Genomic DNA, 12683 nt, shown 5'->3' on the forward strand with positions numbered 1-12683 from the left:
GTCTCACAGCAGATTGTGATGGGTGGGAATGGCCTTGGGCAGACTGATCAGCATCCGCGTGCCCTTCCCGTCGTGAATGGGGCTGGCGGCGGCGATGCGGCCCCCCATCGCGTCGATGAACCCCTTGGCGATGGAGAGCCCCAGACCCACCCCCTGGGTGCGATCGGTGGGTTCTTCCAGGCGTTGAAACTTGTCGAAGACGCGTTCGAGCTCGGCCGGCGGGATGCCCCTGCCCTCGTCCTCGATGCTGATCACGACATTGCCCCGGTCCTCGTAGGCGGCCATCTCGATCGCCGCCCCTGGCGGGCTGTAGGCGATGGCGTTCTCGAGGATATTGACCACCACCTGCTCGAGCAGGCTGGCGTCCGCCTGGACCAATGTCAGGTCGGTCGGAAAGTCCCGGGTCAGGGCGCGGCCGCCAAGACGTCGCGAGACCCGTTCGGCGGCGGCCGCCAGGACGTCGCGCACGTCGATCCAGTCGGTCCGCAGGCGCAGGGCGCCGCCCTCGAGCCGCGTCATGTCGAGAAGGTTGCCGACGTAGCGATTGAGACGTTCGGCCTCCTCGCCAATGCTGACCAGGAGGTCGTCGCGCGTATCGGGTTCCATCGCCTTGCCGTAGCTCAGCAAGGTCGAGGACGCGCCCAGTACGGTCGAGAGCGGCGTGCGAAGATCGTGGCTTATCGAGCTCAGCAAGGCCGAGCGGAAGCGATCGGCGCGCCGAAGGCTTTCTGTCTCGACGGCCTCGGCGGCGAGTTCGGCGCGCTCCAAGGCGGTGGCGCCCTGGTCGAGCAGGCCCAGGACCAGACGCTCCTCGTCGGATCCCGAAGCCATGGCGCCCGCCTCGACACCGGCGACACCGATCCGGCCGCGCGCGCCCTGCATGGGCCAGAAGGTCCAGGCCGTGTGCGGCAGAGTGCTGGTGCCGGCGCCGGCGGCCTCGCCCTTCTCCCACGCCCAACGCGCCGCGGCCATGGGCGCGGCCTGCAGCGGCTCGAGGCTCGGCGCCCCGGCGGCGGGTTCGAGTTCGCCGTCGCGCGACAGCAGGACGATGGCGCGCGCGCCAGCGGCGGCGGCGACCTGTTCGGCGAGCGCGCGCGCCACGGGCTCACGCGCGGAAGCGCCCGACAGGGTGCGGGCGGCGGCGAGGAGGGTGGAGACCGCGGCGGCGCGGCGTTGCGAGCCTCGCGCCTGATCCCGCACCCGCCCCGCCAGGCCGCCGGTCGCCAAGGCCACGGCCCAGAACACGAAGAGCGTCAGGAAATCCGTCGGCGCTCCGATCTGAAAGCTGTAGCGCGGCGCGAGGAAGAAATAGTTGTAGACGAGGAACGCCACCGTCGCCGCCGCCAGGGCCGGTCTCAGGCCATGCTGCACGCCCGCCGCCAGGACGGCGGCCAGGAAGATCATCCCCAGGTCCACCCGGTCGAAAGCCGTGTCCAATCCCCAGGCCGCGAGCGTGGCGATCGCCACGAAACCCGCGCCGGTCAGGTAGGCTTTCCAATTGTTCCGGGCGAAAGGCTCGCTCTTGACCACGGGGACGTCCGTCGTGTCGCGGGCGGCCTCGGTGACGACGTGGATCGCCGCGCCCCTGGCCTCGCGCAGCAGGGCGACGGCCAGGGAGCGCCCCAATCGTTCGCGCCAGTTGCGCTCGACGGATTTGCCGATGACGATCTGGGTGACGTTGTTGCGCCGCGCGTAGGCCATCACCGTGGCGACGATGTCATGGCCGTTCAGCGCCACCGTGAGGCCGCCAAGCTGCTCCGCGAGCTTGAGCGCCTCACGCAGGCGCGCGCTCCAACGGGCCGGCGGCGGGGCGCGATCGGTGCGCTCGACATGAGCCACCGTCCACGGCGCGTCCATCATCATGTCGGAGAGCCGGCGGCCGGCCCGCACGAGCGTGTTGGACATCGGGTCGCCGCTGACCAAGACGAGGATCCGCTCGCCCGCCGCCCAGGGGCCCTCGACGCCCTTCTCGCGCATGGCGGCGACCAGCTGGTCGTCGACGGTCTGGGCGGCGCGGCGCAGGGCCAGCTCGCGCAGGGCGGTGAGGTTCTCGACCTTGAAGAAGTTGTCGGCCGCCAGCCGCGCGGTCTCGGGCACGTAGACCTTGCCCGCCGCCATCCGCTCGCGCAGTTCGTCGGGCGTGATGTCCACGAATTCGATATCGTCGGCCCGCGACAAGGCGCTGTCGGGCACCGTCTCGCGCTGATGCACGCCGGTGATGCGCAGAACGACGTCGACCAGACTTTCCAGATGCTGGACGTTCAGGGTGGTCCAGACATCGATCCCCGCGGCCAGCAGTTCCTCGACATCCTGCCAGCGCTTGGGATGACGCGAGCCCGGCGCATTGGAATGGGCGTACTCGTCGACCAGCAGCACCTTGGGCTTGCGAGCCAGGGCCGCGTCGATGTCGAACTCCAGATAGGCGCGGCCGCGATGCTCGATCGGCCTGCGCGGCAGGACGTCCATGCCGCGCAACAGGCTCTCGGTTTCGCGCCGGCCGTGGGTCTCGACCACGCCGATCAGAACGTCGACGCCCTCGGCCTTGCGGCGGCGGGCGGCGCGCAGCATCTCATAGGTCTTGCCCACGCCCGGGGCCATGCCCAGAAACACCTTGAGGCGCCCCCGGCCGGCCTTGTTGGCGGCGGCCAGGAGCGCCTCGGGATCGGGACGCCCGGGTTCGGTGTGGGAGCGATCCTCGGTCGGCAACTAACCGTCCTTCGGGAAACGCGCGTCGAGCGCCCGGTTGACGGCCAGGACGTTCACCGCTGGCTGGCCGATGAAGCCCAGTAGCGGCGCCTTGGTGTGGGCGTCAATCACGGCCAGGACCTCGCCGACGGGCACGCCGCGGGCCTTGGCCACACGCGGCGCCTGGAACCGGGCGTTGGCCGGCGAGACGTCCGGATCCAGACCCGAACCCGAGGTGGTGACCGCGTCGGCCGGGATCGCCACGCCGGGGTTTTCGGCCCGCAGCGCCGCGGCGTCGGTCTTCTCGCGCTCGATCAGCTTGTCGTTCAGCGGGCCCATGTTGGAGCCGCTGGACGCCGAGGCGTCATAGCCGTTGCCGGCCGCGGAGGGACGCGGGTGTAGATATTCCGGCTTGCTGAAGGCCTGGGCGATCAGGGACGAACCGATGACCGTCCCCTTGGCGTCCTTGACCAGGCTGCCGTTGGCCTGGGCCGGGAACGCCGCCTGGGCGACGCCGGTCACGGCCAGGGGATAGGCCAGGCCCAGCAGTCCCATGAACAGGACGCTGGAGACGATGGCCGGACGAAGATGCGAGAGCATGGTGGCGTCTCCTTAGAAGGCGGCCTTCAGCGAGATCACGGCGCGGCTGCCGTAGATCTTGCCGAAGCTGTGTTCGTCGGTGTCGTGGTAGCGCAGGTCGAGCGTCAGCGTGCTGTTCAGGGCGTAGGCCGCGCCGACGTTCCAGGTCGTGTAGTCGCCCGAACCCTTGTAGGTCTGGCGGCCGACGGCGGCCGAGACCGACAGCTTGTCGATGACCGGATAGCTGCCGTTGAGCTCGTAATAGACGGCCTCGTCGGCGGCGCCGAAGCTGTCGGGGCTGTAGAACACGGCCGCGCCCAGGGCGCCCTTGCCAGCCGGGATCGAGCCGGCGGCCTTGAACTCGACATTGCCGTAGTCAGCGCCCTTCGGCGCGCCGGCGTAGCCGTAGTAGATCACGCCGAAGTCCAGAGAAGCCGCGCCCAGGGTCGGCTTGTAGCCGGCGTAGAGGTCGATCTCGGCGTCGGTCTTGTCGCCGAAATCGACATTGGACGCCCAGGTCCCGGCGTAGAATTTGCCGGCGGCCAGATCGACGCCGCCGAACACCTGCGGGTCTTCCTGGGTCTGCGAGACGCCGCGGAACACGTAGTCCGAGGCGACGCCGACATTGTAGCTGAGGGTGAAGGGCTTCTGAGCCGCGTCTTGGGCGGAGGCGGCTCCGGCCGAGAGGGTCAGGACGCCGGCGGCGGCGATCAGGGCGGGGAGAGCAAGCTTAGTCATGGCGGTCGTTCTTTCAGAACAGAATAGAGGGTGTTTTGGCGGATCAGGCGGCGGTGAAGGCCACCAGGAAGACCAGCCCGATCGCCACGACCCCGAAGATCAGATCCCTGACCATCGGATTTGGGACGATCGGGCCGCGCATCAGGCCCATCCCAGGCTCGAGACGATCAGGTCGATCAGCTTGATGCCGGCGAACGGGGCGACCAGGCCGCCCAGGCCGTAGACCATCAGGTTGCGCGACAGGAGCTTGCCGGCGCCGATGGCGCGATACTTGACGCCCTTCAGGGCCAGCGGGATCAGGGCGACGATCACCAGGGCGTTGAAGATCACCGCCGACAGGATCGCGCTCTGCGGGCTGTGCAGATGCATGACGTTCAGCGCGCCCAGGGCCGGAAGGGCCACCACGAACATCGCCGGGATGATGGCGAAGTACTTGGCCACGTCGTTGGCGATCGAGAAGGTCGTCAGCGCGCCCCGGGTGATCAGCATCTGCTTGCCGACCTCGACGATCTCGATGACCTTGGTCGGGTCACTGTCGAGATCGACCATGTTGCCGGCCTCGCGAGCGGCCTGGGCGCCGGTCTGCATGGCCACGCCGACATCGGCCTGGGCCAGGGCGGGCGCGTCGTTGGCGCCGTCGCCGCACATGGCCACCAGGCGTCCCTTGCCCTGCTCTTCCCGGATCAGCCGCAGCTTGTCCTCCGGCGTGGCTTCGGCGAGGAAATCGTCGACGCCAGCCTCGGAGGCGATGGCCGCCGCGGTGACCGGGTTGTCGCCGGTGATCATCACGGTGCGCAGGCCCATGCGGCGCAGGTCGGCGAAGCGTTCCTTGACGTTCGGCTTGACCACGTCCTTCAGGTGGATGACCCCGACGAGGACGCCATTCTCGCTGACGGCCAGCGGCGTGCCGCCCGAGCGGGCGATGCGATCGACGGCGGCGGTGACCTCCGCCGGAACCATCTTCGGATCCAGGGCCAGGGTGCGATAGACCGCGTCGACCGCGCCCTTGCGCCAGGACATGCCATTGGCGTCCAGGCCCGACTGGCGGGTGGTGGCGCTGAAGGCGATCGACGTGGCGTTCTGCGGCGCCTCGATGACGATCCCCTGGTTGCGACCCAGTTCGACGATCGAGCGGCCTTCCGGGGTTTCGTCGGCCAGCGAGGCGCTGATGGCGGCGCGCAGCGCTGCTTCCGGACGCACCCCGGGGGCGGCGATCACTTCGGTGGCCATGCGGTTGCCGAAGGTGATGGTGCCGGTCTTGTCCAGCAGCAGGGTGTCGACGTCGCCGGCGGCTTCCACGGCTCGGCCCGAGGTGGCCAGCACGTTGTGCTTCATCAGCCGGTCCATGCCGGCGATGCCGACGGCGGACAGCAGACCGCCGATCGTGGTCGGGATCAGCGTGATGAACAGCGCGCCCAGCACGATGGGGTCCAGATTGACGCCCGAGAACTTGCCCAGGCCCAGCAGGGTGACCACCGCGATCAGGAAGATCAGGGTCAGGCCCGCCAGCAGCACGGCCAGGGCGATCTCGTTCGGCGTCTTGCGACGGTCCGCGCCCTCGACCATGGCGATCATGCGGTCCAGGAAGGTCGAGCCCGGCTGGGCGGTGACACGGACCTTGATCCAGTCCGAGACCACCGTGGTGCCGCCGGTGACGGCCGAGCGGTCGCCGCCGCTTTCGCGGATGACCGGCGCGCTCTCGCCGGTGATGGCGGCCTCGTTGACGCTGGCCATGCCTTCGACGATCTCGCCATCGGTCGGGACGACGTCGCCGGCCTCGATCAGGATCAGCGAACCGGGGACCAGCTTGTGGGCCGGGGTCGGGGTGACGGCGCCGGTGGCTTCGTCGGTGATCAGCTTGGCGTTGGTGGTGACCCGGGTGGCGCGCAGGCTGTCGGCCGCGGCCTTGCCCCGCCCTTCGGCGACGCTTTCGGCCAGGTTGGCGAACAGCACGGTGGCCCAGAGCCAGCCGGCGATCTGCATAGCGAAGCCGGCCGGTTGGTGGCTGGCGATCGCCGCGACGGCCGAAACCGTCGACAGCAGAGCCACGATCCAGGTGGCGAAGATCACCGGATTGCCGGTGAGCTTGCGCGGGTCCAGCTTGACGAAGGCGTCCTTGGCCGCCCGGGTCATGATGGCCGGAGAGAGCCCGCCCGCCAGGGCGCCGGCCTTGCGCCGGCCCTCCCCGGCGTGGGATTCAATGGTGGTCATGATGTAATCGCCTTTGCGATCAGTGGCCGGCGGTCACGGCGAGCACTTGGAAGTGCTCGACGATCGGACCGAGGGCCAAAGCAGGGAAGAATTGCAGGCCGCCCAGGATCAGGATCACCCCGACCAGCAGGCCGACGAACAGGCCGCCGTGCGTCGGCAGAGTCCCGGCCGACGGCGCTAGCTTGGGCTTGGCGACCAGCGAGCCCGCCATGGCCAGGATGGCCACGATCGGCAGGAAGCGGCCCAGAGCCATGGCCACGCCGAGGGTGGCGTCCCACCAGGGCGCGTTGGCGGTCAGACCGGCGAAGGCCGAGCCGTTGTTGGCCGTGGCCGAGGTGTAGGCGTAGAGAATCTCCGACATCCCGTGGGGACCGCTGTGCATCAGGCCCTTCAGCGCCTCGGGCAGCACCGCGGCGATGGCTGAGAAGCCCAAGGTGGCGACCGGGATGGCCAGGACGGCCAGGATCGACAACTGCACTTCGCGGGCTTCGATCTTCTTGCCCAGGTATTCCGGCGTGCGACCAACCATCAGACCGGCGACGAAGACCGACAGGATGGCCATGACCACCATGACCGCGATACCCGAGCCGATGCCGCCGGGCAGGATCTCGCCCAGGTGCATCAGGAACATCGCCATGCCGCCGCCCAGCGGCATCAGGCTGGAGTGCATGCCGTTGACCGAGCCGTTCGAGGCGCCGGTCGTGGCGGCGGCCCAGGCGGCCGTGGCCGGCGCGCCGAAGCGCACTTCCTTGCCTTCCATGTTGACGGCCGTCTCGACGCCGGCGGCCTGCTGAGCCGGCGGAGTCATGGTCTCGGTGGCGTAGATCGTCGCCGCGCCGGCGAACAGCAGCACGGCGGCCGCCAGGACCAGGGCGCGGACGTCCTTCTTGGCCAGGACCGAGCGGCCGAAAGCGAAGAAGGCCGCCCAGCCCAGCACGTTGATGGAGATCGCCGTGATCAGGTTGGTCAGCGGCGTGGGATTCTCGAACGGGTGCGCCGAGTTGACGTTGAAGACGCCGCCGCCGTTGATGCCCAGCATCTTGATGGCTTCCTGCGAAGCCACGGCGTAGAGCGAGATCTTCTGCTCGGCGCCTTCCATCGTGTGGGCAGTCACGCCCGCCGACAGGGTCTGGGGCAGGCCCAAGGCGACCAGCAGCACGGCCACGACGAACGAGATCGGCAGCAGCACATAGAGCGTGGTGCGGACCAGGTCGGCCCAGAAATTGCCGACGCCCTCGCCGCGGTTGGCCGTGAAGGCGCGCGCCAGGGCGGCGGCCACCGTCGCGCCGGTCGCGGCCGAGACGAAGTTCTGGGTGGTCAGCACCAGCATCTGGCTGAGCGTCGACATCGTCGTCTCGCCCCCATAGCTCTGCCAGTTGGTGTTGGTGACGAAGCTGATCGCCGTGTTGAACGACAGATGCTCGGAAAGTCCGGCGAAACCCTGCGGATTCATCGGCAGCACGCCCTGCAGGCGCAGCACCGCGTAGACGAACAGAAAGCCGGTGAAATTGAACGCCAGCAGCGCGCCGGCGTAGCTCCACCAGCTCTGGCTCTTCTTGGAGTCCACGCCGCAGGCGGTATAGAAGAACGCCTCGAATGGCCTGAGCACCGGGTCAAGCCAGGTGCGCTCGCCGTTCCAGACGCGAGACATGTACGAGCCCAGCGGCCAGCCGATGGCGACCGCCAGGCCCAGCGTCAGGGCGATTTCCGCCCAACCTTGCCAATTCATGGGATGTGATCCGTCAGAACTTGTCCGGTCGCAGCATCGCCACGACCATGTAGACCGCGACGACGATCGCCCCGGCTCCCCAAAGCGCGCTCACCAGCATGGTCACAGGCGCCTCAACGCGGTGGCGAAGGCGGCGAAGGCCACGAACAGCCCCGTCCCCAGCACCAGGAAAATAAGATCGGCCATGGACAGCCTCCTGCTAAGTTGCGCGGAACAGACCATGGAGGCGCGTAAGGGCTCCATTCGGGAATTAGGAGCTGTACGTAAGCGCCGCATAAAGGTCGGGTCGGAGACTTGCGCTAGCCTTATGCCGATCCCGCCAAACCGCCCGACTTCCGTATGGATCGCTTACGGCCCTCGGCGGGAGGTCGAAGGGGCCGGAATCGCGCGCCGGCCGCGCTGTCGGCCCGATACGGGGCGGACGACGCCTCACGATCCAGACCTCGTCTTTGGAGACGCCACGGCGCTGGTCGACCCGGGCGCCGGGCTTGGGGTCGCCGACTCTCAGGGCTCGACGCCGTCGGACCGGCCGGGCCTCCAGAAACCTCTCCAGGCGCGCCGCCCGGCCGCATAGGCGACCGAGCTCGGGACGGCCAGCTCCACCATCGCGCCCACGCCGGCGCGGCCGCGGACCGCCAGGGTTCCCTGGATCTTCGCGGCCCGCTCTTGCATGCCGGTCAGGCCGTAGTGGCCGTCGCGACCGCCCGCGTCGAGCACGGCCTGGTCGATCCCCACGCCGTCGTCACGGACGCGCACGCTGAGTTCGCGCGCGCCGTAGGCGATCTCCACAACCACCGTCTTGGCGTCGGCGTGGCGATAGGCGTTGAACAGGGCTTCGCCGACGATCTTCTCGATCTCGTCGGCGACCACCGGATGCAGAGCTCGCTCGGCGCCCGCGGTGATGACGGTGGTCTCCACCGAGCGATCGGGATCGGTGCGCTCGGCGACCGCGGCCAGGGTCATGGCCAGGTTGTCGCCCGACGCGGAACGCAGGCTTCTTACGCGCTCGCGGGCCTCGACCATGATGTCCTCGGCCCGGTCCAGCGCCGTCTCGAGCTGTCCGCGCGCCGGCAGATCCATGGGCACTTGCCGACTGGCGGCCTGGAACTTCAGCATCAGGCCCTGAACGCCCTGCAACAGGGTGTCGTGGAGTTCGCGGGCGATGCGCTCGCGCTCGGCCAGGCGGTCCTGCAGGCGCAGTCGGATGCGTTCGGACACCTGGCGCAGGCGCAGCCTGTAGCCGAGCCAGGCGAGGCTCAGGAGCAAGAGCGCCGAGAGCGCCAGGAAGAGCTTGCTCTGCAGGAAGGTCGGCGGAAGCTCAACTTTGAGCATCGCGCCGTCCTCGTTCCAGACTCCGTCGTTGTTGGCCGCCTTGACCAGGAAGCGGTACCGGCCTGGCTTCAGGTTCGTGTAGAAGGCTTGCCGGCGCGCGCCGGGGTCGATCCAGCCACGGTCGACGCCCTCCAGCCTGTATTTGAATCTCACCCGTTCGGGCATGGTCAAACTCAAGGCGGCGTAGTCGATCTGGAGAGACCGCGCGCCCTTCGCCAGCACGACGTCCCTGGGATCCTTGATCGTCTTGCCGTCCACCGTCAGGGCGGTGATGCTGACCGGCGGCGGGAGAAGGTTTCGATAGAGATGGTTGGCGTCGATCGCGAAGACGCCCGAGGTCGTCGCCAGCCAGACACGACCGTCCCCGCCGACCGCGACCGCCCGGTCCAGCGCTCCCGTTCCAGAGCCGACCAGGCCGTCCAGGCGCGTGAAGGTTCGGGTCGCGGGCGTGAATCCAGGATCAGTGAAGGCGCGATCCAGGTCCTGGGACCCCACGCGCGTCACACCGCCCTTGGCCATGATCCAGGTCGAGCCAGCCGTCTGGCGCGCCAGACCGTTGACGTCTTCCAGCCACGGGAAGCGATCGTCACTGAGGAACCTGAGCCCGCCCGCGTCCCGTCGGGTGAGGCCGTTGCTGGAAACGACGACGGTGGACGCGTGATCCCGCCAGACCTGGACCATGTTGCCCGGGAAGAACCGATCGGCGCCGTAGTCCAGGGGCTTGAGACCCGAGGCGTCCGCTTCGAAGAGCCGTCGCCCCCGCACAAGCACCACCCGACCCGCCCCGGTCGCGACCACCGAACTGAAGCCCGGCGCTTCTTCGGTCGCGTAGGCGCGCCAGCCACGCCCATCGAAGCGCTGGGCGGGCTGGTCGTAGGCCGTGACCCAAAAGTCGCCGTTGTCGTCCACCGAACAGGTCGATGACCTGGACACCGGCGAGGGCGGCCTGAGCTCGGAGCGTCGCCCGTCCTTGACGCGATAGATCTGTCCGGACCGGCCCTCCCCTCGCGCGCCGATGACCCACAGCGTCCCGTCCGGCGACTCGCAAACGGCCCCTGGGTCGATGTCTTCCAGCCAGGGCTTGAGGCTTTGACCCGGCTCGGCCTTCAGAAGGACGCCGCGATCGCTGACCAGGACCGCGCCGCCGCGCGTCGCCGCCACGTTGTAGCCGTCGGGCGAGTCGGCGCCGACGCGCGGCTGGCGGATGACATTGGCGTGGCGAAAGCGATCGAGTCCGCCGTTGGTGCCGACCCAGATATTGCCTTCCCGGTCTTCGAAGACCGACCAGGCCACATCGCCCGTGAGGCCCGCCTTGGCCGGAAAGGCTTCGGTCGGCTTCGAATCGGCCTCGACGTCCTTGCCGGCCGCCAAGGCGCGGACACGAAAGAGCCCGGCGCCGAACCCGCCGCCCCAAAGGTTCTGGTCTCTGTCGAAGATGACATGGTTCCAGCGCGAGGCCGTGCCGATCGCGAAGCGCGCGCCGGACGCGATACGGCCGGCGCGCGGATCGGAAAAGCGGCGCACGCCGAGGGAATCGGAAATCCACAGCTTGCCGTCCCCGTCCTCGGCCAGGCCCGGCCCAAGCCCGACCTGGGTGGCGACGGTGCGAATTCTGCCTTCGGCCGGCGGCAGATAGCCCAGCCAATGGTCCATGCTGAGCCAAAGCACGCCGGCGCGATCCACATGGAGACCGGTGACGATTCCCGAGGGTAGGCCCTCGTCGCGACCAACGAACCGCCAAGCCCCGTTCCGATAGCGCGCCAGCTGGGTCCCGGAGCTTCCCGTCGCCACCCAGATCGCGCCCTGACGGTCCTCGGCCAGCGCACGGATGGTCGCGCGGATGCGACGATGCTCAAGATAGGAAAACCGTCCCTTGTCGTAGAGTCCGACGCCTCCAAGGTCGAAACCCACGACCAACGCGCCTGCCCTGGTCACCAGCAGGGCGTTCACGCCCGACCCGTGCCCATGCTTGGGATTGGGGAGGACGACGCGTTCGAAGGCGACGCCGTCGTAGCGATAGAGGCCGTCGTCGGCGCCCATCCAGAGAAAGCCATCGGGCGTCTGGGTGACGACGCGCACCTCGGTGGGCGCGCCGTTGTCCGAGGTCCATCGCGTATGGGTGTACTGGCCCAGGCCGCGCGCGGGATCGAGCGCGCGAGCCGGGCTCGCGGCTTGGGCGATCAACGCCGTGGCGGCGATCAGTCCGATGCGTTTTGAATCCAGCCCCACGTCGAACGTCCCCAGGCGCGATGCAATCCTAGCTCCCGCGACGACCTTGTGAATCGACGCTCGCCGGACGACAAATAGACGAGGTTCGCGTCCGTGGCGCCCTTGATCGCGCCGTGGACGCCGCAGGCGCCTGGCCATTGCTCGTTCCGCAAGCGCATCCCCGCGCTTTGCCTCATCGGTGACGACGCCTGTTCGATCGACGGCACCCTGACGGGCTTCGGGTCATTCGCCCGTCGAAATGACGGGCCGCCGGCTCAGATCTGGATGATCCCACGGCGATGTCCGACCGTGACGGCCTGGGTGCGGTCATCGACGTCGAGCTTGTTGAAGATGCTGCGTAGATGCCCCTTGACGGTATCCTCGGAGAGCGAGAGCGCGCGGGCGATCTCCTTGTTGGCCTGTCCCGCCGCCACGCACTGCAGAACGTCGATCTCGCGTTCGCTCAGCGCATCGCCCGCCGCGTTAACGGCGATCTCCTGCGCCACTTCGGGCTGGATGTGGCGGCGACCGGCATGGACAGTGCGGATGGTGTCGATCAGCTCGCGGCGCAGGCTGCTCTTGAGGAGGTAGCCGCTCGCGCCAGCCTTCAGCGCCCGGAGCGCCTGAGCGTCGCCTGAATAGGTCGTCAACACGATGATCCTGGCGTCGGACGCTTCCGCGCGGATCGCCTTGATCGCGGCCACCCCGTCGAGGCCGGACATCTGCAGGTCCATCAGCACGATGTCGGGTCGCAGTTCAGCAAACCGCGCCACGGCTTCGACCCCGTTCGTGGCCTCCCCGGCGACGGCCATGTCCTCTTCACCGCCAAGCACGGCGGCGACGCCTTCGCGCAGCATGGGGTGATCATCCACGATGAGGACCGAGATCTTCTCGCCGATCGCCATCACCCCGCCTTTCGCCGAAAACGCCCGCATCCATTTAGCCGGGTCCCGGGCCTTGGCGATATCGAAAGGGTCATCGGGGGGACACCCGTTCGGAGCTTTGCCGGGAGGACGACCGACGTCTTCGCGCGAGAGCCGCCGCATTTCGCGCATGTCGCAGCGCCAACGAAGCCATGAGCGCCTGAAACCTTCTTCCGACCGAGAGGCCAGCGCCTTCCCGAACGGACCCTGATCATTATAGACAGTTTCCCGTGCGATCCGGTCAATATCGGGACCTTGCTTGCGACTGACGCAAAGGT

General features: G+C 68.5%; 8 protein-coding genes. All 8 read right to left on the reverse strand.

The genetic code is table 11. The features are described 5' to 3' along the window. Positions 1-3 precede the first annotated feature (3 nt). The 8 genes from AC1RNC_RS19810 to AC1RNC_RS19845 all read right to left on the reverse strand — a co-directional run bounded on the left by AC1RNC_RS19810 (position 4) and on the right by AC1RNC_RS19845 (position 12537). Complete coding sequence (locus tag AC1RNC_RS19810) at positions 4-2706, reverse strand: DUF4118 domain-containing protein (protein ID WP_492888005.1); 2703 nt, start codon at positions 2704-2706, stop codon at positions 4-6. Further along, entirely contained in the window at positions 2707-3285 is a 579-nt protein-coding gene (kdpC, locus tag AC1RNC_RS19815; protein ID WP_492888006.1) for a potassium-transporting ATPase subunit KdpC, read from the reverse strand. A gap of 12 nt (positions 3286-3297) precedes the next feature. Further along, the gene (locus AC1RNC_RS19820) at positions 3298-4002 is read right to left on the reverse strand and encodes a TorF family putative porin (RefSeq protein WP_492888007.1); all 705 of its coding nucleotides are present in this window, start codon (positions 4000-4002) and stop codon (positions 3298-3300) included. Between the two features lie 141 nt (positions 4003-4143). Beyond that, positions 4144-6213, reverse strand: coding sequence for a potassium-transporting ATPase subunit KdpB (gene kdpB / locus AC1RNC_RS19825; protein ID WP_492888008.1), 2070 nt, complete (start codon positions 6211-6213; stop codon positions 4144-4146). A gap of 19 nt (positions 6214-6232) precedes the next feature. Next, positions 6233-7942, reverse strand: coding sequence for a potassium-transporting ATPase subunit KdpA (kdpA, locus tag AC1RNC_RS19830; protein WP_492888009.1), 1710 nt, complete (start codon positions 7940-7942; stop codon positions 6233-6235). 13 nt (positions 7943-7955) lie between these two features. Beyond that, positions 7956-8042 (reverse strand): potassium-transporting ATPase subunit F, encoded by an 87-nt coding sequence (locus AC1RNC_RS19835; protein ID WP_492837570.1) that lies wholly within the window; start codon positions 8040-8042, stop codon positions 7956-7958. 404 nt (positions 8043-8446) lie between these two features. Further along, on the reverse strand, positions 8447-11503 hold the full coding sequence (locus AC1RNC_RS19840) for a sensor histidine kinase (RefSeq protein ID WP_492888010.1): 3057 nt from the start codon (positions 11501-11503) through the stop codon (positions 8447-8449). 254 nt (positions 11504-11757) lie between these two features. Continuing rightward, positions 11758-12537, reverse strand: coding sequence for a response regulator (locus AC1RNC_RS19845; RefSeq protein ID WP_492888011.1), 780 nt, complete (start codon positions 12535-12537; stop codon positions 11758-11760). Between the last annotated feature and the right edge of the window lie 146 nt (positions 12538-12683).

The sequence above is a fragment of the Caulobacter sp. GW822-FHT01G02 genome (genome assembly GCF_058802865.1).

Bases quoted from the DNA above. Each gene is read 5' to 3' on its own strand.
- kdpC (WP_492888006.1), bottom strand. From the start codon at position 3,285: ATGCTCTCGCATCTTCGTCCGGCCATCGTCTCCAGCGTCCTGTTCATG.
- AC1RNC_RS19820 (WP_492888007.1), bottom strand. From the start codon at position 4,002: ATGACTAAGCTTGCTCTCCCCGCCCTGATCGCCGCCGCCGGCGTCCTG.
- kdpB (WP_492888008.1), bottom strand. From the start codon at position 6,213: ATGACCACCATTGAATCCCACGCCGGGGAGGGCCGGCGCAAGGCCGGC.
- kdpA (WP_492888009.1), bottom strand. From the start codon at position 7,942: ATGAATTGGCAAGGTTGGGCGGAAATCGCCCTGACGCTGGGCCTGGCG.
- AC1RNC_RS19835 (WP_492837570.1), bottom strand. From the start codon at position 8,042: ATGCTGGTGAGCGCGCTTTGGGGAGCCGGGGCGATCGTCGTCGCGGTC.
- AC1RNC_RS19845 (WP_492888011.1), bottom strand. From the start codon at position 12,537: ATGCGCGAAATGCGGCGGCTCTCGCGCGAAGACGTCGGTCGTCCTCCC.